Origin of the sequence: Candidatus Thiodiazotropha sp. CDECU1 (assembly GCF_963455295.1) — a bacterium.
In the GTDB taxonomy this organism is placed as follows: Bacteria; Pseudomonadota; Gammaproteobacteria; order Chromatiales; family Chromatiaceae; genus Thiodiazotropha.
In genome coordinates this window covers 3166552-3188868 of sequence record NZ_OY734020.1, presented here as the reverse complement: position 1 = coordinate 3188868, position 22317 = coordinate 3166552, and the positions used below count along the sequence as shown (strand labels likewise).

General features: G+C 53.7%; 19 protein-coding genes and 1 tRNA gene. 16 read left to right on the top strand and 4 right to left on the bottom strand.

What is annotated here, in order from left to right:
• Positions 1–13: 13 nt before the first annotated feature.
• On the bottom strand, positions 14–1255 hold the full coding sequence (locus R2K28_RS14480) for a hypothetical protein (RefSeq protein ID WP_316365442.1): 1242 nt from the start codon (positions 1253–1255) through the stop codon (positions 14–16).
• Positions 1256–1652: 397 nt separating this feature from the next.
• Here R2K28_RS14480 and R2K28_RS14475 point away from each other — a divergent pair, with 397 nt between their 5' ends.
• The 10 genes from R2K28_RS14475 to pnp all read left to right on the top strand — a co-directional run bounded on the left by R2K28_RS14475 (position 1653) and on the right by pnp (position 12294).
• A complete protein-coding gene (locus R2K28_RS14475; RefSeq protein WP_316365441.1) occupies positions 1653–1964 on the top strand; it encodes a hypothetical protein in 312 nt (103 codons plus the stop codon).
• Between the two features lie 287 nt (positions 1965–2251).
• A complete protein-coding gene (gene msrB / locus R2K28_RS14470) occupies positions 2252–2746 on the top strand; it encodes a peptide-methionine (R)-S-oxide reductase MsrB (protein WP_316365440.1) in 495 nt (164 codons plus the stop codon).
• Entirely contained in the window at positions 2743–3486 is a 744-nt protein-coding gene (locus R2K28_RS14465; RefSeq protein WP_316365438.1) for a DUF1223 domain-containing protein, read from the top strand. Before msrB ends, R2K28_RS14465 begins: the two co-directional genes overlap by 4 nt.
• Positions 3487–3723: 237 nt before the next feature.
• Positions 3724–4182: a ribosome maturation factor RimP gene (gene rimP, locus R2K28_RS14460; RefSeq protein WP_116444737.1), complete on the top strand. Its 459-nt coding sequence runs from the start codon at positions 3724–3726 to the stop codon at positions 4180–4182.
• Between the two features lie 15 nt (positions 4183–4197).
• Positions 4198–5691 carry a transcription termination factor NusA gene (gene nusA / locus R2K28_RS14455; RefSeq protein WP_316365437.1) on the top strand — a complete coding sequence of 498 codons (1494 nt, stop codon included), beginning with the start codon at positions 4198–4200 and terminating at the stop codon, positions 5689–5691.
• Positions 5692–5782: 91 nt separating this feature from the next.
• Positions 5783–8365: a translation initiation factor IF-2 gene (infB, locus tag R2K28_RS14450; RefSeq protein WP_316365436.1), complete on the top strand. Its 2583-nt coding sequence runs from the start codon at positions 5783–5785 to the stop codon at positions 8363–8365.
• A 5-nt stretch (positions 8366–8370) separates the two neighbouring features.
• A complete protein-coding gene (gene rbfA / locus R2K28_RS14445) occupies positions 8371–8739 on the top strand; it encodes a 30S ribosome-binding factor RbfA (RefSeq protein WP_116444734.1) in 369 nt (122 codons plus the stop codon).
• Between the two features lie 37 nt (positions 8740–8776).
• Positions 8777–9700: a tRNA pseudouridine(55) synthase TruB gene (gene truB / locus R2K28_RS14440; protein WP_316365433.1), complete on the top strand. Its 924-nt coding sequence runs from the start codon at positions 8777–8779 to the stop codon at positions 9698–9700.
• Between the two features lie 194 nt (positions 9701–9894).
• Positions 9895–10164 (top strand): 30S ribosomal protein S15, encoded by a 270-nt coding sequence (gene rpsO / locus R2K28_RS14435; RefSeq protein ID WP_116444732.1) that lies wholly within the window; start codon positions 9895–9897, stop codon positions 10162–10164.
• 36 nt (positions 10165–10200) lie between these two features.
• Positions 10201–12294, top strand: a complete 2094-nt coding sequence (gene pnp, locus R2K28_RS14430) for a polyribonucleotide nucleotidyltransferase (protein WP_316365429.1) — start codon at positions 10201–10203, stop codon at positions 12292–12294.
• Positions 12295–12381: 87 nt separating this feature from the next.
• On the opposite strand, the gene R2K28_RS14425 is transcribed toward pnp, so the two are convergent.
• Positions 12382–12618, bottom strand: a complete 237-nt coding sequence (locus tag R2K28_RS14425) for a hypothetical protein (RefSeq protein ID WP_316365428.1) — start codon at positions 12616–12618, stop codon at positions 12382–12384.
• A gap of 254 nt (positions 12619–12872) precedes the next feature.
• Here R2K28_RS14425 and R2K28_RS14420 point away from each other — a divergent pair, with 254 nt between their 5' ends.
• From R2K28_RS14420 to R2K28_RS14395, 6 genes are all read left to right on the top strand, one after another.
• On the top strand, positions 12873–13157 hold the full coding sequence (locus R2K28_RS14420) for a hypothetical protein (RefSeq protein WP_316365426.1): 285 nt from the start codon (positions 12873–12875) through the stop codon (positions 13155–13157).
• A gap of 321 nt (positions 13158–13478) precedes the next feature.
• On the top strand, positions 13479–15239 hold the full coding sequence (locus R2K28_RS14415) for a serine hydrolase domain-containing protein (protein ID WP_316365424.1): 1761 nt from the start codon (positions 13479–13481) through the stop codon (positions 15237–15239).
• Positions 15240–15679: 440 nt separating this feature from the next.
• Positions 15680–16270 (top strand): sigma-70 family RNA polymerase sigma factor, encoded by a 591-nt coding sequence (locus R2K28_RS14410; RefSeq protein ID WP_316365422.1) that lies wholly within the window; start codon positions 15680–15682, stop codon positions 16268–16270.
• On the top strand, positions 16260–16952 hold the full coding sequence (locus R2K28_RS14405) for an anti-sigma factor (RefSeq protein WP_316365419.1): 693 nt from the start codon (positions 16260–16262) through the stop codon (positions 16950–16952). Before R2K28_RS14410 ends, R2K28_RS14405 begins: the two co-directional genes overlap by 11 nt.
• Before the next feature lie 249 nt (positions 16953–17201).
• Positions 17202–19745, top strand: coding sequence for an EAL domain-containing protein (locus tag R2K28_RS14400; RefSeq protein ID WP_316365418.1), 2544 nt, complete (start codon positions 17202–17204; stop codon positions 19743–19745).
• Positions 19746–19868: 123 nt separating this feature from the next.
• Positions 19869–19944, top strand: a tRNA-Glu gene (locus R2K28_RS14395).
• 52 nt (positions 19945–19996) lie between these two features.
• Here the strand turns inward: R2K28_RS14395 and R2K28_RS14390 are convergent.
• Both R2K28_RS14390 and R2K28_RS14385 read right to left on the bottom strand, forming a co-directional pair.
• Positions 19997–20284: a DUF2934 domain-containing protein gene (locus R2K28_RS14390; RefSeq protein WP_316365417.1), complete on the bottom strand. Its 288-nt coding sequence runs from the start codon at positions 20282–20284 to the stop codon at positions 19997–19999.
• A gap of 109 nt (positions 20285–20393) precedes the next feature.
• Complete coding sequence (locus R2K28_RS14385) at positions 20394–22028, bottom strand: alpha-D-glucose phosphate-specific phosphoglucomutase (protein ID WP_316365414.1); 1635 nt, start codon at positions 22026–22028, stop codon at positions 20394–20396.
• Positions 22029–22317 lie beyond the last annotated feature (289 nt).

Sequence of the window (22317 nt, the reverse complement as noted above, 5' to 3'; positions counted from 1 at the left end):
AATGGTCCGGTTTCTAGTGTTTACCCACTTTGTACTTTTGTTGGATGACTCTGCCGGCAATCTTGTCAGACGTGTCGATGGATAGGTCGGTGGCGATACCGACAGCGGCTACGATGAGATCCTTGGGGTCCGATGCTGAAAGGAGGATTTCCCAACCGTAGCCGAAGCCTTTTTCCAGCCATCCGGTGTTGGGTTTTCGCGATTTCAATTCAGCGAGTGCCGCGGTATAGGTCTTGTGTGCCTTCCTGCCGTCTTTTACCTTCGAGGCGAGTTCTATCGTCTTTTCGACGATCTTGTGCACTGCCTTTTCGAGCTTCTCGACCTGGCCTTTCCGTTTCGGCTTGAGCTGTTTTAGTTTTTCAGTCTCGGACAAGACCTTTTCCAGCTTTTTGGACAGTTCGTGCGACTTGACATCGATACCGTTGAGCTTGTCGTGAAACTGCCCATTCATCCTGTCGCATTCCGATATGGTTGACTGACTCGTGCCGAAAATCGTCCTTACGGCTTCGTAGTTCAACTCCGTCGCCATGACCGTCGCCTTCGATCTTCCTGGACCAACCTTCTTGCCCTTGATGATGTCCAGATAGCGGGCCTGGAGTTTCTCCAGCGACTTGATGATCTTTTTCTGCACCGTGTCGGCCGAAATAGCCAGGTTGTAAATATCCTTGCCCAGCCCAACCGATGATTTCAGGATGCCGATGATGCCCAATGTCAGGCTGGCCCAAGTCCCTACCGCTGCCGCGCCTCCCGATGCGACGGTAGCCACTGTCGAACCGATGGTCATGCCGACGCCGGTCGCCAGCCCGGCCGTACCGGCGGTGAGCTTCGCGCCGGCAACGATCTTGTATTTCCGGTACTCGGCTTTGGTCCGGGTTAGGGCCATCCACTCCTTTTCGGCTTGGCGAGCCGCCATGCTCGAGGCGGCGCGTGTGTACCCTTTGACTGTCTCCTGAAACTTATCCAGGATCTTGAGCATCTTCTCCATATCGTCGATCTTGGCCGCGTCAACCGCCTGGGGATCGAACTTTTTCACCACGTTGCCAATGTTCCTGACGACGTTTCCGGTCATATAGGCGCGGATCTTGTCCTGCAACTTCTGATACAGAAGTGGATCTTTTTTGAAAGCCGCCTGAAGCTGGGGATTGCTGGGAAATGTCACTTCGACCAAAATCTTGTCGATAGTCAACATCTTGGGCTTAAACTGCTCCTTGACCCGTGGCCATAGGTCCATCTGGAAGATCACGATACCGGACATAGACACCCCCTGTCGCTAAAAGGTCGAGGATAGAAAGATCATAGCCTGGAAGCCTCCTCGGGGACAGTTCTCTATTTTCAGGCAAGTTGTTATGTGGAGGATCCCGTTTGATTACATTAATTATAACCGGGTGGATTCGTTTTGAAATGAATCCGGCCGATCTTGGGGGTAGCACGATAATCAGCGTTTGGTCCTCTCCCGGATACTGGTGTGCAATATGTGGTCGACAACGACTTTCATGGTTGGACCTGTTCACAACTCTTAATATACGACACCCTTGGTGATAGAGCTTATCGGCTCAGGTGCCCTACAGGGATGAAACACGAATAGACGTCTACAATCTCATTGAGAGATTGTACTCGCGAACAGGCTTAACACGCATTTGTGATTAATTAATATGGACGGTCAAACAGTCGGGTTTATCGGTGGGGCATTAGGGGCGATCATTGGGTTGATGGGTGGAGCGGTCGGTACCTACTTTAGTATTACCAACACAGAGAGCCCCGCAGAGAGGGCCTTCATGATCCGAGTGTCGGTCTATGCATGGATCGCAATCATCATATTCCTGGCCTTGCTTCTATTATTGCCGAAACCATATAACTTCTACATGTGGGGGGTGTATGGTGTCTTTCTGCCATGGGGTATTCACTACATCAATAAAAATGTAAAGGCCATCCGCGAGGCGGAACAAAGCCATAACAATCTGTGATTTACCACGAGCCTGGGCTCGTCAAGTTGGCTCACAGGGCCAGGTGGTGGTTAAACGATGGGTTTTTGCCGGAACAGAAACCCTGTGATGCTTTTGTGATAACTCCGTGATTCCCTGCGGAAAATCCGCCCCTATACTTTGATCCATAAGCGATCGGGTTCATAGGTGTAATTGAAGATTTCCCCGTTTTTTCCCCTGTCTATGGTGGTGAATCTCAGCTTAGAATTCCTGTCAGATGTCCTATGCGATCCCTGTATTTCGGGGTCGTGCGTGTGAGGAGAAGAGTGATGAAGCGAAGAAGTTTGATTAAGCTGTTGGGTGCGGCGGCCTTGTTGCCGGTCGTGGGTCAGTCGGTATTAGCCAGACAGGATGAGAAGATGACGCAGATAGAAAAGTTGGATCTGACCGATGCACAATGGCGGGAGAGATTGACCCCTGAGCAGTATCATATCCTGCGGGAAGAGGGTACGGAGCGGCCGGGGACCAGTGAGTTGTTGAACGAGAAGCGTGAGGGTGTCTTCGCCTGCGCGGGTTGCGACAACCATCTGTTTGCCTCGTCCACCAAGTATGAGAGCGGCACCGGGTGGCCGAGCTTTTTCGATTATCTGCCTGGCGCCCTGGGTACCAAGAAGGATTACAAGCTGATCTGGCCCCGTACCGAGTACCATTGCGCCCGCTGTGGCGGTCACCATGGGCATGTGTTCAATGACGGGCCGGAACCCACCGGGCTGCGCTACTGCAACAACGGCATCGCCCTGAAATTCATACCCGCGAAAGCATGAACGGCTGGCGCGGCATGTTGCTGGGGGGTGGGCTGTTGATGGCCATTGTCACTCAGCCTCTCCAGGCCTTGACCCTGCAGAGTCCTGTGGAGCGGGTCAACCTGCTGGAGCTCTACACCTCCCATGGCTGCAGCAGTTGTCCCCCTGCGGATGCCTGGCTGCGGAAACTGGAGAGCCATCCGGGGTTGTGGCAGAGGCTGATCCCGGTGGCATTCCATGTGGACTACTGGGACAACCTTGGCTGGCCGGACCGGTTTGCCTCTCCTGCCTTCAGCAAAATGCAGCGGGATCATCAGAGACAGGGGGCCATCCGTTCTGTCTATACCCCGGGTTTTGTCCTTAACGGACGGGAGTGGCGTCAGTGGTTCTACCGGCCTCAACTCGACCTGCAAGCCAGTGAAGAGGTTGGTGCTCTGACCCTGCAGGTGGAACCCGGGACAGGGGCCACACTCCAGTTCTCACCCGAGCCCCATCTAAATGGAGTCAAACTGGAGGCCCATTTCGCGATCCTCGGGTTCGGCCTCTCCAGCCCCATTGGCGGGGGTGAAAACCACGGCAAGACCCTTAAGGAGAGTTTCGTCGTGCTGAGCCACACTCAAACGCCGCCGCAGCAGGGAGAGTGGCGGTTTCCCTGGCCACAACTCTCGGTCAACGATGCAGAGCGGCTGGCCGTGGTTGCCTGGCTCAGTCGTCCAGGCAACAGCGAGCAGGTACAGGCAGCAGGCGGTTGGCTCCCCTAGGTTTTCTCATCATGCCGTAATTGCGCAGGCTTGCGGCCTGTGCTATTCTTCGCGTCGAATTTGCGGTTGTGGATCGGCCTGAAACGCCTTGATCTGCCGCAATAACTATAATAAAGCCCCGACAGCGGGGTTTTTTTGTTTTCGAGCAAATACCCTGGCAGGGATCTGTATCCACCCGGGTATCGGTAATCGAAGACATCGGATGGGCCATGTGCCCATTTTTTATGCGGTGAAGAAATGCGATCGGCTCCGGAAAAATTGAAGTCACTGGTCCGTGCTGAAGTAGAGCTGCTGGGCTATGAGTTGGTTGGCTTGGAGATGACAGGGCAGGGCAAAGGCGGCGCACTGCTGCGGGTCTACATCGATCATGCCGATGGCATCGGTGTTGATGACTGTGTACAGGTCAGTCACCAGATCAGCGGCGTGCTGGACGTGGAGGACCCGATCAAGGAGCAGTACCAGCTTGAGGTCTCTTCACCAGGCTTGGATCGCCCCCTGTTTGAGCGTGAGCATTTTGAGCGATTCCAGGGAAACAAGGTGCGGGTTAAGACCCACACCAAAATTGAAGGTCGTCACCGTTTTAGCGGTGTACTTCGGGGCGTGGCCGAGAATCAGGTTCTGATCGAGGAAGATGGGAAAGTCCATGGGATAACGATTGACCTGATCGATTCGGCACGTTTGATACCGGATATTTAAATTGGGAAACAATTGATGAGTAAAGAGATATTGCTGGTCGTAGATGCGGTTTCCAATGAGAAGGATGTCGGAAAAAGGATCATCTTTGAGGCCATTGAAGCTGCTTTGGCATCCGCCACCCGTAAGCGTAACGGTGATGATATTCTGGTGCGTGTGGCAATCGACAGGACCACTGGCGATTACGACACCTTTCGTCGTTGGGAAGTGGTAGAGGCCTATTCGGAAGATGAGCCGGATGCGCCGCTGCGCCAAGTTATCCTGGATGTGGCAAAAGAGGAAAATCCCGATATCCAAGTCGGTGATTTCGTCGAAGAGCCGATCGAATCCATAGAGTTCGGTCGCATCGCCGCCCAGGCCGCCAAGCAGGTGATCGTACAAAAGGTACGGGAAGCCGAGAGGGCGAAGGTGGTCGAGGCCTATCAAGGGCGCGAAGGGGAGCTGGTTACCGGCGTCGTCAAGCGTATCGATCGCGGCAATATCTTTCTTGACCTGGGAGGCAATGCGGAGGCCTTCATCGGGCGTGAACATATGATTCCCAAGGAGTCGATCCGGGTGGGTGACCGTATCCGCGGATACCTCTATGAAATTCGCTCTGAGCCCCGGGGTCCGCAACTTTTCATCAGCCGTACCATGCCGGAACTGTTGATCGAGCTGTTCAAGCTTGAGGTGCCGGAAGTGGGTGAGGGGCTGATCGAGATCAAGAGCGCCGCCCGTGATCCCGGCCTGCGTGCCAAGATCGCGGTCAAGGCACACGATCAGCGTATCGATCCCGTGGGGGCCTGTGTCGGTATGCGTGGCTCAAGGGTACAGGCGGTCTCCAATGAACTGAACGGGGAACGTGTCGACATCATTCTCTGGAATGAGAACCCGGCACAGTATGTGATCAATGCCATGTCACCGGCGGACGTGGTCTCCATCGTCGTGGATGAAGACTCTCACACCATGGATGTGGCGGTGAGTGAAGAGAATCTCTCCCAGGCGATCGGTCGCGGCGGGCAGAACGTCCGCTTGGCAAGTCAGTTGTCCGGCTGGGAATTGAATGTAATGGATGAAGCCCAGGCGGCGGAGAAGAGTGAATCCGAAGCCAAGGGTTTCATGGATAACTTCATGGAGCAGCTGGACGTGGACGAGGATGTGGCTGCAATACTGGTGCAGGAAGGATTTACCAGTGTTGACGAGGTCGCCTACGTCCCGATCGAGGAGATGCTCACCATTGAAGAGTTTGACGAGGATCTGATCAACGAGCTGCGCAACCGGGCGAAGGATTTTCTGTTGACCCGGGCTATCGCCAATGAAGAGGCGTTTCGCGAACCCGCTGATGATCTATTGACCATGCAGGGCATGGACAAGCAGCTCGCGTTTAAACTAGCAGGTAAAGGTGTTGTCACCATGGAGGATCTGGCTGAACAGTCCATCGATGATCTGATGGAGATCGATGGTATGGATGAGGATCGCGCAGGAGAGCTGATCATGACAGCCCGTGCACCTTGGTTTGAAGAAGCGAAATAAGTGGTTGTGAATCCTTACACCGCATGAGAGTCCGGTATGTAGGTATAAATTTAGGAATAGATGGATAAGGCAAATACAAGAGGCCTGATGTATGAGTGAAGTAACGGTAGCACAACTTGCAAATGTCGTTGGTATCCCTGCCGATCGCTTGATGGAACAGCTGGAGGATGCGGGTATCCAGGCCAAAACGCCTGACGATAGGATATCCGATGAGGAAAAAGCCAAGCTGTTGCACTATCTGCGTGAAAGTCATGGCAAGCAAAAGAGTGCCGGTGTGACAGCACCAAGCAAGGTAACTTTACGTCGTAAAACCGTCAGTGAATTACGTCAGCCCACAGCTTCACGCAGTACCATGAGTCGCACATCGTCGACACCTGCCAAGACGGTCAGTGTGGAGGTGCGTAAAAAACGTACCTACGTCAAACGCGGCAACGTGGAAACTGACGAACGTAAGTCAAAAGAGGCGGAAGAGGCGCGTAAGGCCCTCGACGAGCAGGCAAGGGAAAGGGCTGCCGTGGAGGCTGAAATCGAAGCGCGCAAGGCTGCCGAGGCGGCAAAAAGGGCTGAAGAGGAAGCGGCCAAGAAGGCTGAAGAGGAGGCTGTGCAGAAGGCAGCTGAAGAGGAGGCTGCACGTAAGGCGGTGGAAGCGGAATTACTCAAAGCAGAAGAGCCTGCCAAGGCAGAGCCGGAAAAACCTGCGCCCAAACCGGAGTCCGGACGCGGCAAGAAGGGTCGTAAAGAGAGCAAGCGTGAGGGTAAGGAGCTCGAGGGAGAGCAGCGCTTGGAGCGTAAAGAGCTGCATGTGGCTGATGGCGCGAAGGGACGGCGTAAGAAAAAACCCGCCAAGCAGAGAAGAGCCACTGCCGCGGCCGGCAGTGACGCACAACACGCTTTTCAACGGCCCACCAGCCCGGTTGTCCACGAAGTCAAGATACCTGAAAGCATCACCGTGGCCGAGTTGGCCCAGCGGATGTCCATCAAGGCCGCCGAAGTCATCAAGGTGTTAATGAAAATGGGCATGATGGTGACCATCAATCAACCCCTGGATCGTGACACGGCAATTCTCGTGGTTGAGGAGATGGGGCATGTGCCGGTTCATCAGCGCGACGAAGATGTTGAAGCCGATCTGCTGAGCATGGAGGAGGAAGAGACGGTAGGTGAGGCTGTCGCTCGACCGCCTGTGGTCACTATCATGGGACATGTGGATCATGGCAAGACCTCACTCCTTGATTATATTCGCACCAGCCGTGTCGCGGCGGGTGAAGCGGGTGGTATCACCCAGCACATCGGTGCCTACCACGTGGATACCGACAAGGGCACTGTCTCCTTCCTGGATACCCCGGGACACGCCGCCTTTACCGCGATGCGTGCCCGTGGCGCCAAAGTGACTGACATCGTTATTCTGGTGGTATCGGCAGACGATGGTGTGATGCCCCAGACCAAGGAGGCGATTCAACATGCCAAGGCAGCACAAGTACCGCTGATTGTCGCCATCAACAAGATCGACAAAGAGGAGGCGAATCCCGACCGGGTCACTCAGGAGCTCTCCCAGGAGGAGGTGATACCTGAGGATTGGGGTGGTGACACCATGTTCGTGAAAGTCTCCGCCAAGACAGGCGAAGGTATTGACGAACTACTCGATGCCGTACTGCTGCAGGCCGAGGTGCTGGAACTGAAGGCGGTACAGGATGGCAACGCCACGGGATCGATCGTGGAATCCTCCCTGGACAAGGGCCGGGGGCCGGTTGCCACCGTGCTGGTACAGTCGGGTACGTTGAATCGTGGCGATGTCATCGTATCAGGTAAGGAGTATGGTCGCGTACGCGCCATGTTCGATGAGAACGGGCGTGCCATCAAAACGGCGGGGCCTTCCATACCGGTGGTGGTGCTCGGCCTCTCAGGCACCCCGGAAGCGGGCGATGATGTACGCGTGGTCAGCGATGAGCGACGTGCTCGGGAGATCGCCGAACTGCGCCATGACAAGCAGCGGGATACCCGTCTGGCGGCGCAGAAGGCAGCGAAACTGGACGAGATGTTCACCCAGATGGAAGAGGGTGAGACCCAGACCCTGAATGTGATCGTCAAGGCAGACGTACAAGGCAGTGTCGAGGCATTGAAAGAGGCATTGACCAACACCTCCACCGACGAGGTGAAGGTGGGCGTGGTCGCTTCGGGTGTCGGTGGAATCAACGAATCCGATGCCAACCTGGCGGTGACATCCAATGCCATCATTATCGGTTTCAATGTGCGTGCCGATGCAGGTGCGCGCCGGGTGGTTGAAGAGCAAGGCATCGACATGCGCTACTACGGCATCATCTACGAGATCATCGATGATGTGAAAAAGGCCATTTCGGGCATGCTCTCGCCGGAGATTCGCGAGGAGATCATCGGCCTGGCCGAGGTGCGCGATGTGTTCCGCAACTCCAAGCTTGGCGCGATCGCCGGTTGCATGGTCATCGAAGGTATGGTGAAACGCAACAACCCGATACGTGTATTGCGTGACAACGTGGTGATTTACGAGGGCGCCTTGGAGTCCCTGCGCCGCTTCAAGGATGATGTGGCTGAAGTGAAAAACGGCATGGAGTGCGGTATCGGTGTAAAGAACTACAACGATGTGCAGGTGGGTGACCAGATCGAGGTCTTCGAACGTACTGAAGTGATGCGGAACGTATAATTACTATGCCGCGTGATTTTAAACGAACAGACCGTATCGGTGCGGAACTGCAGCGGGAGTTGGCGGGGCTGATCAGGCAAGAGGTCAAGGACCCGGCTCTGGGACTGGTTACTGTCCAGGAAGCCCGGGTGGTTCGGGATCTCTCCCAGGCGAAGATTTTCTTCACCACCATGTCTGCGTCGCTTACTCAGAAAGAGAGCGTCGAACACCTGAACCAAATGGCCGGTCATCTGCGCTGGTTGTTGGGTCAGCACATGAAATTGCGTTCGATACCGAAGTTGAGCTTTGTCTACGATACCTCTGTGGAACAGGGGGAGCATCTATCCACCTTGATTGATCAAGCGGTGAAGGAAAACCACACCGACCTGGATTAATCCTATCTCACGAATTAGCGATAATTAGAGTAAATGTATGGGACGTCGTCGCAACAGAGGGCGCAATATCAGTGGTGTATTGCTGCTCGACAAACCTGCAGGTATGACATCGAACAAGGCCTTACAGGAGGTGAAGTTTCTGTATAAGGCCGCAAAGGCCGGACATACGGGCAGCCTCGATCCACTCGCCACCGGTCTGTTGCCGATCTGCTTTGGCGAGGCCACAAAGCTCTCTGCGTTTCTCCTGGATGCGGATAAGCACTACCGGGTGAGAGTCAAGCTGGGAGAGACCAGAACCACCGCCGATGCCGAAGGTGAGGTGTTGGAACAGGCCGATCCGAGTGGTGTCACGGAAACGATGTTGCGGGATACCCTGACTGACTTTCTGGGAGAGCAGCAACAGCTGCCGCCCATGTACTCCGCCATCAAGCATCAGGGCGAACGACTCTACAAGCTGGCGCGTAAAGGGCTGGAGGTCGAGCGCGAACCCCGTGCCATCAATATCCACGCATTGCAGTTGCTCGATTTCTCCCTGCCCGAGTTTGAGATGGATGTGCACTGTTCAAAGGGTACCTATGTACGTACCCTCGCCGAGGATATCGGTAAACAGCTGGGTTGCGGCGCCTATGTCAGTGGTCTGCGGCGTACCGGGGTCGGGCCCTACGACGATCAGTCGATGGTGACCCTGGATGAGGTGCGGCAGGCCTTCTCCGACAAGCTGTTTCAGGAGATGGATGATTGGCTGCTGCCCTTGGAGAGCGCATTGGCCGAGTGGCCCCAGGTGGAGCTGTCTGCGGATGCCACCTTTTACATGAAACAGGGCCAACCGATCCTGGTCCCGAATGCCCCCACCAGTGGTTGGGTGCGTCTCTATACCAATCAGACCGATTTTATCGGTGTTGGCCAGATTCTCGATGATGGCCGCGTGGCGCCGAAAAGGCTCATGCAGGTAACAAATTGAATTGCAGAAAGAAACTCTTCACAAACAGTGGATATTGGGTTGCTGTGGCGGCCCAGAACGCGCATACTACGCGATCTTTCCAGGCACAGCCTGGATAAAAACGATTTTTACACCGGTCCGGCCTGCCTGAACTCATTGTCGGGTAGGCCTTGAACAGGGCCAGTTTCATCGACGTAACCAAGAGGAGAAACGTCATGTCAATGAGTGCAGCAGAAAAGAAATCAGTCATCGAAGCCTACCAACGGGCCCCTGGAGATACAGGCTCCCCGGAAGTACAGGTCGCCCTGATGACCAGCCGCATTACTCAGCTCACAGAGCACTTCAAAGAACACAAACAGGATCACCACTCCCGTCAAGGTCTGGTGCGTCTCGTTAACTCCCGTCGCAAGCTTTTGGACTATCTGAAAAGTGAGGACCAAGAGCGTTACAAAGAGCTGATCAGCAGTCTTGGTCTGCGTCGCTAATCCGTCCTGCAACTTCAATTATCCAAGGATTCCAAAGTGACATTAATTAAAAAAGAATTTCAATGGGGAGACAATAAGGTCTCCATCGAAACCGGTGAGATAGCAAGGCAGGCCGATGGCGCAGTCATGGTTAACGTGGATGACACCGTGGTCCAGGTAACCGTGGTTGAAGCGCAGAGCAGAATCCCGCGGGACTTTTTTCCATTGACCGTGGACTATCAAGAGAAGACCTATGCCGCCGGCATGATCCCCGGCGGTTTTTTTCGCCGTGAAGGTCGTCCGAGCGAAAAGGAGATTCTCACCGCAAGACTCATCGATCGCCCGATTCGCCCGCTGTTCCCAAAAGGGTTCACCAGCGAGGTTCAGGTCATTATCACTGTGATGTCCCTGAACCCGGCGGTAGATCCCGAGATACCCTCACTGATCGGTACTTCCGCGGCCCTCGCGATCTCCGGTCTGCCCTTTCAGGGTCCGGTGGGCGCTGCCCGTGTCGGCTATAAGGATGGCGAGTACATTCTGAATACCGCCACCACCGGCATCAATCCCGATTCCGATCTGGACCTGATTGTCGCGGGTACGGAAGAGGCTGTATTGATGGTTGAATCCGAGGCGAATCAGCTCTCGGAAGAGGTCATGCTGGGTGCGGTATTGTTCGGTCATGAAAAGTCTCAGATCGTCATCCAGGCGATCAAAGAGCTGGCAGCCGAGGTCAACAAACCGGCAGCCGAGTTTGCAGCGCCGGAACAGGATGCGGATCTTACCGCCGCGATCGAGGCCGAGGCCGCCCAGGGCATCGGAGATGCCTATCGCATTGCCGACAAGCTTGATCGCTATGGGGCCATCGACGAAGTCGTGGCGGCGACGGTGGCGAAGCTCTGCCCGGAAGATGAGGCGGAGCCACGCTGGAGTGCCGACGATGTCAAAGGGGCCCTCGAGAAGCTGAAAAAGCGCCTTGTCCGGGGCCGTGTCCTGGATGGGGAACCCCGTATCGATGGGCGTGACACGCGTACGGTTCGTCCTATCGCGGTGCGTACCGGTGTTTTGCCAAGAACCCACGGCTCCGCCCTGTTCACCCGTGGCGAGACCCAGGCCCTGGTGGTTACCACCTTGGGCACGGAGCGCGATTCCCAGATCATCGATGCACTGGAAGGCTCCCGTCGTGAGCACTTCATGCTGCACTATAACTTTCCCCCATTCTGTGTGGGTGAGACAGGGCGTGTCGGTAGTCCGAAGCGACGTGAAATCGGTCACGGCCGTCTGGCCAAGCGCGGTGTGCTTGCCTGTATGCCCACCATCGGCGATTTCCCCTACGCGATTCGCGTGGTCTCGGAGATCACGGAGTCCAACGGCTCCTCCTCCATGGCTTCCGTGTGCGGCACCAGTCTGGCATTGATGGATGCGGGTGTGCCGATCAAGGCGCCTGTGGCCGGCGTGGCCATGGGTCTGATCAAAGAGGGAGACAAGTTCGCGGTATTGACCGACATCATGGGTGACGAGGATCACCTGGGCGATATGGACTTCAAAGTGGCCGGTACCGAGGATGGCATCAATGCCCTGCAGATGGATATCAAGATCAACGGTATCACCAAGGAGATCATGGAGATCGCCCTGGATCAGGCCAAAGAGGGACGTCTGCACATCCTTGGCGAGATGAACAGCGTCATCAACGCCCATCGTGACGAGATGTCTGAGCATGCCCCACGCATCATCGAGTTCAAGATCAATCCGGACAAGATACGCGATGTCATCGGCAAGGGTGGCGTGACCATCCGCTCCATCACCGAAGAGACGGGCGCCACTGTCGATATCACCGATGACGGTGTGGTCAAGATCTTCTCGGTGGATAAATCCGCCGGTGAGGAGGCGCGCAAGCGTGTGGAACTGATCACTGCCGATGTGGAGGTCGGTACCATCTATGAGGGCAAGGTAGCCAAGCTGATGGATTTCGGCGCCTTCGTCACCATCCTGCCCGGCAAGGATGGGCTGGTCCATATCTCACAGATCTCCAACGAACGTGTGGAGAAGGTCAGCGACAAGCTCTCCGAGGGGGATATGGTGAAGGTCAAGGTGCTCGAGGTGGATAAACAGGGCCGTATTCGTCTCAGCATGAAGGCGGTTGAAGAGGCCTGATCCGTACCAGGCAATAAAAAAGGGGCCGATCAGGCCCCTTTTTTTATGCTCGATGATTTAGATCCAAGCCTAAATCGTCTTGTATTCCTAATTCAGCCAATAATCCCAGATGATGAACATCAGTATCCCGCCGAGACTGCTCGAGATCAGGATGCTGCCCATGCCTACGAGCATCTCTGTCCCGGAGATAAACCAGGGCTGATCGGACCAGCGGTTGTGGACATGTGCCCTGTAGTGCCTGTCGAAGAGATATTTCCAACCAACCAGGTAATCGATATAGGTGGGATTCTTAAAGGGTCTCAAGGTGTGTGTGTCGCTGCGCATGGTCTTTTCCCCGCAATGGGTGCAGTTACCCTCAATGTGTCAACGACTCAAGAATGCCACGCTTATATTGCAGAATTATGACTGTTGCATGAATAATTTTCGGGAAGGATCTGCGAGGGGCGACACAGGTCGCTGAAGCAAAAACAGACCAAACTTGTCGGGTAATTGAATCCGATCCTCGATAGACCTCGTATAGATGTTTGAAAGCAGCAAATTACACTTTCCAACAACTTGACTATAAGAGGAATATTACAATGAAAATTCTATTAGCAACCGCAGCCATGATTTTGTCCGGCAACCTCTACGCCACCTCCTATGACGATCTGTACGGGGTCATCGGCAACAGTCACGACAGCTATATCGGACTGTCTAGCTCGAACACACTGCCGACGGCCATGCAACCCGGTATTGGTGATCAGTATGGGAGCTCCTTCCTCTACTCGGAAGGTTTCTCAAATGGCGTCCACAAGGAACAGCCTGGGTTCGGCGATGCATATGCAAGCACCCTGATCGATGTTGGTGCACAGGTAGATTGGTAGTGAGTAGTTCCTTTGGGCGGGGCCCTTTGCCCCGCCCAAAGCCTGGTCCCTGGTGGGATCACTGAAATTGTCCTACAGATTTAACAAGTTGAAATAATAGAAAAATACTAGCTGAAATGGGAGAAATCAGACTAGTGACAAAGGGGCAACAAAAGATCTAAACGCCGGTTCAACAGCAAATTGTTGAATTTACCTCTATGAATTGAATCCAATTTCCAATAACTGACGTAAAGGTTGTATAGGTGCGACTAACTCGCCATAAGGGATAAGGCTCAGTCGATTAGGTTGCTTGGTCCATATTTGATCAGATTGAGGTGATCTGTGCCGCCAATACTCCTGCCATTTCCAGCACTACTGATACTGCTGGTGCTCACATCCTGCGCCACCCTTGATCATCAGGCCGAACAGAACCGGCTCCTCCCCCAGGGCGATATGGCGGCAGTGCGGAGTGAGTCGATGAAATTGATATCCCGGTTGTTGGAGGAAGAGATAGTACCGGGATTGAGTATTGCTCTGGTCGACGGGCAAGGCCCGGTTTGGCTTGAAGGGTTCGGTGTCGCTAACAGCCGTACCGGAGCAGGGGTTGATATCGATACCCTGTTCAGGGTTGGGTCACTAACCAAGCCTGTCACTGCGATTGCTGTGCTGCAACTTGTTGCAGAAGACAAGATCGACCTGGATCTTGCGTTGCAGGACCAGCTGTCAGGTTTTTCCATACGTCATCACCAGCAAGATTCAACACCCCTGACACCCCGGCAACTGCTGTGCCATCGCAGTGGACTCCCCAGCGACCTGCGCAAAGGGATGTACACGGACACGCCCTTTACCCAAGTGACGACCCTGCTGCATGAAGAGTATGCCGCCTACGACCCGGACAGGATCTATAGCTATTCGAATATCGGTTATGACCTGTTGGGACACCTGATACAGGAGCGTTCAGGCCAGCGCTATGCAGACTTCATCCAGCGCGCCCTGTTTACCCCGCTGGGTATGCATAGCAGTGGTTTTGAGCTTTCAGCGGAGTTGAAGGCCAGACTATCTGAAGGACACCTGGACGGCAGCAGCAGGCCTCAACCACCCCTTAGAGATACTCCGGCACTGGGCCTCTATACCACTGGCGAGGATCTTGGGTTGCTGATGACCGCCCTGCTTGGATCCCATATCCCCGGTCTGCCGGATTCACTGTTAAAGCAGATGTTTCAGCCACAGACGGCGGCCGACCAGGTTTCATTGGGTGTATCACCGGGGTTCGGCTGGTTTATCGATCATCATCCTGTGGTTGGAAAGCGTGTCCGTCATGGTGGCACTACCCTGTTGTTCGGTGCTGAAATGATGTTGTTGCCGGAACATGGCTTGGGTATTGCTGTATTGGCCAATGGTGCCGATAGCAATCGGGTCGCAAAGGAGTTGGCGGCAGCCATTATTGTATTGGCGGCCTCTACACACGGTGTACTTCCCGAACAGTCGCAGCGCCGGATTGCCCATCACCGTCCTGCCAGCTATGACACTCCTCAGGGTGCCTACGCAACCGACCTGGGGCTGTTAATGGTCGATGCCGAACAACCAAGGCTGTGTGCCTGTATTATCGAACGCATTCTCGATCTGGTGCGCTTCGAGGATGGCAGTTTGGGGCTTACGCCGGAGAGTATCAGGCAATTGCCGGATGGTTACCGTGTGTTGGGCGATCTGCGATTACGTGAACGTGAGATCAATGGCATGGATGTGCTGGTGGCGGATCGGAACGGTAATGAGATCTTGTTGGGCAACAGGATCGAAACCGATCAATGGGAATCGGTATGGAGAAAACGATTAGGCAGCTATCGCACCATCAATCCGGATGGAGAGTTCTCGATTCAGGATCTTAAATTGAGTGATCAGGATGGTGTGCTCTGTCTCCACTATCGCGCACCCCATCTGAGTGACAACCTGATCAGAGTGCCATTGCAACCCGTATCTCCGACAGAGGCGGTGGTACAGGGATTTGGTCGCGGCGGTGGAGAGACGGTGCAGATAGTTGAGGTCAATGGCAAACAGTGTCTGAAGTTTTCCGGTTATATGGGAGAGCCGGAGGGACAGGAATAGGTGGATCTGTGTACAGTTTAAGCGCCCATCGTCAGACAGATTTAGACAATCTGTTTCAACTGAGTGCAGGGGTGTCAATAACACGGAGCAGGCAAGAGGAGTGTTTATTCCTCTTGCCGCCATGGCGCCAGGCCAGTAATCTTGTGGCTAGGGCCTGTTAACACTAATCCAATGCACTCTGTTGTGCCTGAAAAAGCGCCAATCAAGGCGCGAGGAGAGAAGTTTGGTGACTCCAAATGAACGACGAGCAACGCTGAGTGGCGCTTTTTCAGGCGTAACCCGAAGGGCTGGGGCTGTTTTTGCGCCCAGCGGCGTTATCATTCGCTCATGTAGTCGGGCTACACCACGCTCATTCTGCCTTGCTGGGCGCAAAAACAGTCCCAGCAGAGTGCATTGGATTAGTGTTAACAGGCCCTAGTTCACATCCCTTGGGGGGGTTCATGGCGCAGGGAGACACCGATCCACAGGAAGCCATACGCTTACGCAATCAGGAACTCGAAGGATTGCTTGCCGCTTGTGCCCTGAATGATCGCAAGGCATTTTCGCGTCTATATAGCATCACTTCGGCGAAACTATATGGCGTTGTGCTGCGTATATTGAATAGAGAGGATTTGGCGCAAGACTGTTTGCAGGACGCCTACATCAAGGTTTGGAACAATGCGGGAAATTATCGCTCGCATTTGGCAGCGCCCTTGACCTGGATGTCCGCGATAGCGAGAAACCAAGCCTTGGATCTGCTGCGCAAGCGTAAACGGGAGATCACGGAGAGCGACGACAAGGGTTTCCCGGAGCAGGTCGACGACAATCCGCTGCCGCTGGATGGACTTAGTCAAAGCGATGATGGAAGGCGTCTGGAGAAATGTCTGCAAGCCTTGAAAGAGCAGCAGCGACAGGTTATTGCTTTGGCCTATTTCAAGGGACTGACCCACGACGAACTGGCGGCCTATACAGAAACACCGCTGGGTACGATCAAGACATGGATACGTCGAGGTCTGGATCAATTGAGGAGGTGTCTTGATCATGATGCCTGAAAACGAACTTAAAGAGCTTAATGTCCTTGCGGGAGAGTATGTACTGGGTACCTTGCAAGGTCAGGAGCGTATCGATTTCGAACGCCGTCTGCAGACGGATATACAGCTGCAGGACGAGGTTGATGCCTGGCACCGCCGCCTATCACCGATGTTGGATAGCATCGAACCCGTTACACCACCAGAGGCCGTATGGGATCAAATCTCGAAACGAATAGAACCGGCTGAAACCAGAGTCGAGGCCACAACCGGATTTTGGAACAATCTCAGTTTCTGGCGCAATCTGGGCATGATCACAGCCAGCTTGGTTTTGGTCCTGGGTGCGGCACTATTGACCACCCGTCAGCAGGCGGTGGAGATGGATAGTATAATGGTGGTCCTCAACGATCAGTCAAAGCCTGGTTGGCTGGTGGGTGCCATGCACCACGAACCCTATCTGAAAGTGAAGGCTGTAGAGCCGACCCCACTACCGAAGGGCAAGGTCTGCCAGTTGTGGATAGAGGACGAGCAGGGTCATCTTCACCCTTTGGGCCTGTTGCCGCATGACGGCAGTATGCAGATGGATCTGCCGATCACCCTAAGCGATCAGCATCGCTTCAAGGTCTCTATAGAACAGACGGATCAGTTGCCGAAGCAGAAGCCGAGCAATGAAATTGTGTTCGAAGGCAGTCTGACGGAGATCTGATTGGTGGATCTCCGCCGGATCGGGCATCACTATCCGTCAAGATTCAGCTGACTCCCGGCTGCATTCGTCGGCAAATTCCCATATTATCAGTTTGGTATTATCTTTCATTAATGGCATACGCTTGACTGTATACGCTATGAATATTATCTGTTTCATGGCGTAGTTGTTGACACCCAATGTTCATCAGGCGGAGTCATAATGAATAGACATAACGCACTGAAATGAAAGAACTAATAAGAACTAGTGGATATGTGGAGCGTTAAAGATCTGAGACTTGATCTGGATTCCTATCGGGGCCGCTATACTCTGTTTTCCGTCTTGGTTGGCATGGCCTTGGTCACCTTTGCCTATCTCGGCTGGAACCTGGTAAATAGCACCAGTCAAAAACAGATTGACAATATAACTGCCAGAACAGTTGCTGCTGGTGTCTTGGTGGATGCCCAAATGCAACTCAATCGCCTGGAAAATGGCCTGCATAGAATTCTCAACGAGCCGTTAAAAATCAACTTGTCTCAAACAGAGAAAAGCTTACACAATCTGGATCAAGTACTCCTCGATTTAGTGGATTCCCTGCAGGTTCTGCCATCTGATGAGGGTGCACTGGCTGAGGGTCTGCTGGAGGAAAACCTTGTACTGGAGCGGGAGGTGCAAAATCTGATCGATGTGCGACGTGATGTGGAGAGCTGGTTTCCCGCCATGAATTTAATGCTGGAGGAGATGTACCCGCACAACAAGGGGATTCTCAGCGAACTTCAACTGCTACGCCAGGAGGTGGATTTGGGATTTCCCCTGGATCAGCAAGTGGATGCAATTAATGAGATTGCCACTTTGCAACGGCTATGGATGGGTATCACTGGCGAATTACGTCTCATGGTGGCTAATCAGTTTGGCCTGTTTGCCTCCAATCAGGATATCGAGCCGCAAGGGCGGAACGATACTATTAATGATTTTGGCGAACAATTCATCGTGCATGTAGAGAATCTGGAGAGCTATTTTGATCGCAATGAACAGGGATTCATTCTCTACCAGAGTCTGCTGGATATAAAGTCCCATTACAAATCATGGATGATGAACTACCAACAGGTATTGCAGTTCATGGATAAGCCAACCTGGCGCATGGATCTGCATATTGTGCGTGAAACGATCACCCCGCTTCTGGACCGAATACGTCAACGCTTTTCGCATATCGACCTTACCCTCGACACTCAGTCAGCGGATGGCATCACTCAGCTTACGACAACTGCAAAACAGCTGTCGTTATCGATTTTGGGGATGGCGATGTTGGGTTTGTTGATGCTGTTTCTAGCCTTTCAGTTCATCAAGCGAAATCTGTTGTTGCCTATCGGTCAGACGGTGGCGGCTTTAAAGCAGGAAGCGAGCGGGGGTTTGGAATCGAATGTGCCACCGAATAGCGGTTTGAGGGAGATACAGGACTTGGTGGATGCCTTCAGTGATATGCGTAATCAGGTGCATAATCGCCAACGCCATCTCGACCATGTGGCGCATCACGATGCCCTGACCCAGCTGCCTAACCGGGTACTGTTTCACGATCGACTTGAACATGCATTGGCGATTGCGCTCAGGGGGGATGGTCTGATCGGGCTGATGTTTCTCGATCTGGACCGCTTTAAACAAGTCAATGACAGTCTGGGGCATTTGGCCGGGGATGAGTTGTTGAAACAGATCGCTGAACGCCTGATATCCTTGGTACGAAGCTCTGATACCGTAGCAAGGTTGAGCGGCGACGAATTTGCTATTTTGATTGAGGGTATATCGAGTCGCGAAGACATGGTGCCCCTGGCCGAGAAGATATTGCATGCGGTTGAGCAGCCGGTTGTTGTGGCCGGGCAGGAGTTACGTATCTCTACATCCATTGGCATAGCGATGGCGCCTTTTGATGATGTTTCCGCTGACTATCTTATCCGCGATGCCGATACCGCCATGTATGAGGCGAAGCGACATGGACGCGCTGCCTATCGCTTTTTTAACGATGAAATGACACAACGGGCGACCAAGGGACTTAAACAGGAACATAAGGTTCGCCAGGCTGTGGAGGCGGGACAGTTCCGCTACCACTTCCAACCCATCCTTGAGTCGGTTAGTGGCAGGCTTTTATGTTATGAGGCGCTGCTACGATGGCATCACCCACAGCGTGGAATCCTTACTCCGGAACACTTTTTATCGGTACTTGATGATACAGGTCTGATCACGACGCTCTTCGAGCCGCTTTTAGAAGAAGCGATTCTCTTTCAGGCAGAACAGGACGAAGTGGGAGACAAGGTGACCATCTCCATCAACCTCTCCGCCAGGCTGCTGAATGACCCGGTTTTTTGTCGTAATCTGCTTGAGAACCTGGTTGCAGGAAAGATAGCGCCGCGCAGTCTGATCCTGGAGATAACCGAAGACACCCTTACTCAGGAGCTGGCTGAAGCTGACCAATTCCTGCAGCAGGCAAAGTTGCTGGGGGTCAGGATCGCATTGGACGATTTCGGCACGGGCCAGGCCTCACTCAGCCATCTACGCCAGTTTCCATTTGACCTACTGAAGATTGACCGGGAGTTTATCCATGGTGTCGTCGCGGATAGCAACGATGCCAGCCTGGTGCGAGCGATGATTCAGTTGGCGCATGCCTTCAATATCGCTGTGATTGCGGAAGGGGTCGAGAATGAGAGCCAGCTGAGCTTTCTTCAGCAACAGGATTGCGATTATATCCAGGGATATCTGCTCGGTACTCCCAGGCATAGGCTGCAACCCCCTGAGTCGCTACAAGCCGCGCTGTTGTTTGAAACCTAGGCGATCTCCTCTGCTATCCCATATTTCGGGCTATACAGGGCCTTGACACGGCACATAAAGTGCCGTAGATTTCGCGCTCCACTTTGCATGCGGCATCCGACGCTGGATTCCCGGCAGAGACCTGTCCCCATCGTCTAGAGGCCTAGGACACTGGCCTTTCACGCCGGTAACAGGGGTTCGACTCCCCTTGGGGACGCCATATTCCATACTGGTCGTCTGGCCCGGAATCCAAGTTGCCAGTCCGGTGACAGTTACTTCGATTTTTCCATCATGTTATCGATGATACTCTCACACTCGAACCAGTCCTCAACATCGTGGCCCGGTGCGAAGTTGCGTTGTTCGGCCCGATAGTAAGCCATGGTCGCGATCATCTCATAACGCTCCCTTGGGCTGATAGCGGCGCTGGTGCTGCTCTTTTTCGTGGTTTTCTTGGCGGTCGATTTCTTCGCCACTACTTTTTTCTTTGCTGCCTTTTTCTTACTCACCTTGGCCTTGGTCTTTTTCTTAGTTGTGGTGCTCTTTTCATCTTTGCTGGCCACGTTATTTCTCCCCATTGATCGAATAATAAATTGTAGTTTAATAAGTGTGCGTGACAGTCTCGCTACAGCTGCTTTATATGCGATTCACTATTGGGTTGTCTAGCTATTTCTAGGTGATCACGCTGGGTTTTGTGCGTCCTGTTCTTTTTTCAATTTCGGCCAGGTTCAGGGCGATATCCACCAGGGCGGTCATCACCGACTCGGTGGACTGTAGCTGTTTGGACGGGTCCTCCTCGTAGGCCTCCAGATAGACCCGCAAGGTCGCTCCCTCAGTGCCGGTTCCGGAGAGGCGGAAGACAATTCTCGAACCATCGGCGAAACCCACGCGAATGCCCTGGCGTTCCGAGACGCTGCCGTCCACGGGATCTGTGTAGGCGAAGTCATCGGCATATTCAATGGGATAGCCGTTCAGCGACTGACCGGGCAGTGTTGCCAGCTTATCCCGCAATGACGCCATCAGTGCTTCGGCATCTGTCTTGTCAATGGCTTCGTAGTCGTAGCGCGTATAGTAGTTCCTGCCGAAGGCCTTCCAGTGATCGGTGACGATCTTCTCCACAGACTGCTGTTTGACTGCCAGTAGATTGAGCCAGAACAGCACTGCCCAGAGACCGTCTTTTTCGCGGATATGATCAGAGCCGGTACCAAAGCTCTCCTCACCGCAGAGGGTGATTTTTCGAGCATCCAGCAGATTACCGAAAAATTTCCAGCCGGTGGGGGTTTCGTAGCAGGGGAGGCCAAGCTTGTCCGCCACCCGGTCCGCCGCCTGGCTGGTGGGCATGGATCGCGCCACGCCGCTGATACCGCCGGAATAGCCCTTGATCAGATGGGCATTGGCCACCATGATCGCCAGGCTGTCGCTTGGGGTGACAAAAAAATTGCAGCCTAGAATCATGTTCCTGTCACCATCACCGTCCGAGGCAGCAGCGAAGTTGACCGCATGGGCCCCTTTGGTGAGGGCAACGAGCTGATGCGCATGCACCAGGTTGGGATCGGGGTGACCGCCGCCGAAATCGGTCTTGGGTGTGCCGTTGATCACTGTTCCGGGTTCAGCGCCCAGTCTTCCCTCGAGAATCTCCGTGGCGTAGGGACCGGTAATCGCATGCATGGCGTCGAAGCGCATGGAAAACATGCCGGATTCGAAGAGCATCCTGATTCGATTAAAGTCGAATAGCGCCATCATCAGATCGGCATAGTCCTTGACCGGGTCTATGATTTCGATCTGGGTCTCACCCAGGGTGATGCTCCCCAGGATATCCAGGTCGATGGGTTTACTCTGAGCGATTTGATATTCGGCAATTTCAGTTGTCCGCTGGAAAATCGCATCAGTGACCGATTCCGGAGCGGGCCCACCGTTGGGGGTGTTGAATTTTATGCCGAAGTCTTCATCGGGACCACCAGGATTATGACTGGCGGAAAGGATGATGCCTCCATCCGTTTTATAGTGACGAATGAGGCAGGAGGCAGCGGGAGTAGAGAGCAGGCCACCTCTGCCGACCAAGACCTTCTTCACCCCATTGCCGCTGGCCATGCGCAGAATGACCTGGATCGCTTCCCGATTGTAGTAGCGACCGTCCCCGCCAAGCACAAGGGTGCCTCCCTTGAGGTCCACTTGAGTATCAAAAATGGCTTGGACAAAGTTCTCTAGATAGTGAGGTGTTTGAAAAACTTTGACTTTTTTTCTGAGGCCTGATGTGCCTGGGCGCTGATCATCGAAGGGTTGGGTAATGATTGTGTCAATATTCATTTGCTGCTCGTTTCGGCCGTCGTCGATTTTTTCTATATGTTGCGTTATTCGTACCCATATGTGAACCCCGGTTGACAACAGATGCCATTCTTCAGGTGATCTGGGTGCGTAAGTGGTATTAGTGTGTGAAAGTACATATAATCAATGGGTTATAGGGCTTTATTGGATCGGTGTTCAGTTCGGGATATAGGCAACTGAATTAGGCTGTTAAGGGGTTGGATGGGGATTCCTTGTTTGTGAGCGCTATTTCTCGACTTCTTGATTTATCCTGCGTATCTTATTTCGAACC

What these genes read in the sequence shown, in the direction of transcription:
- R2K28_RS14385 (WP_316365414.1), bottom strand. Translation starts at nt 22,028, where the DNA reads ATGAATATTGACACAATCATTACCCAACCCTTCGATGATCAGCGCCCA.
- rbfA (WP_116444734.1), top strand. Translation starts at nt 8,371, where the DNA reads ATGCCGCGTGATTTTAAACGAACAGACCGTATCGGTGCGGAACTGCAG.
- truB (WP_316365433.1), top strand. Translation starts at nt 8,777, where the DNA reads ATGGGACGTCGTCGCAACAGAGGGCGCAATATCAGTGGTGTATTGCTG.
- R2K28_RS14425 (WP_316365428.1), bottom strand. Translation starts at nt 12,618, where the DNA reads ATGCGCAGCGACACACACACCTTGAGACCCTTTAAGAATCCCACCTAT.
- R2K28_RS14465 (WP_316365438.1), top strand. Translation starts at nt 2,743, where the DNA reads ATGAACGGCTGGCGCGGCATGTTGCTGGGGGGTGGGCTGTTGATGGCC.
- R2K28_RS14475 (WP_316365441.1), top strand. Translation starts at nt 1,653, where the DNA reads ATGGACGGTCAAACAGTCGGGTTTATCGGTGGGGCATTAGGGGCGATC.
- rimP (WP_116444737.1), top strand. Translation starts at nt 3,724, where the DNA reads ATGCGATCGGCTCCGGAAAAATTGAAGTCACTGGTCCGTGCTGAAGTA.
- R2K28_RS14480 (WP_316365442.1), bottom strand. Translation starts at nt 1,255, where the DNA reads ATGTCCGGTATCGTGATCTTCCAGATGGACCTATGGCCACGGGTCAAG.
- infB (WP_316365436.1), top strand. Translation starts at nt 5,783, where the DNA reads ATGAGTGAAGTAACGGTAGCACAACTTGCAAATGTCGTTGGTATCCCT.
- msrB (WP_316365440.1), top strand. Translation starts at nt 2,252, where the DNA reads ATGAAGCGAAGAAGTTTGATTAAGCTGTTGGGTGCGGCGGCCTTGTTG.
- R2K28_RS14405 (WP_316365419.1), top strand. Translation starts at nt 16,260, where the DNA reads ATGATGCCTGAAAACGAACTTAAAGAGCTTAATGTCCTTGCGGGAGAG.
- R2K28_RS14420 (WP_316365426.1), top strand. Translation starts at nt 12,873, where the DNA reads ATGAAAATTCTATTAGCAACCGCAGCCATGATTTTGTCCGGCAACCTC.
- nusA (WP_316365437.1), top strand. Translation starts at nt 4,198, where the DNA reads ATGAGTAAAGAGATATTGCTGGTCGTAGATGCGGTTTCCAATGAGAAG.
- R2K28_RS14400 (WP_316365418.1), top strand. Translation starts at nt 17,202, where the DNA reads ATGTGGAGCGTTAAAGATCTGAGACTTGATCTGGATTCCTATCGGGGC.
- R2K28_RS14410 (WP_316365422.1), top strand. Translation starts at nt 15,680, where the DNA reads ATGGCGCAGGGAGACACCGATCCACAGGAAGCCATACGCTTACGCAAT.
- rpsO (WP_116444732.1), top strand. Translation starts at nt 9,895, where the DNA reads ATGTCAATGAGTGCAGCAGAAAAGAAATCAGTCATCGAAGCCTACCAA.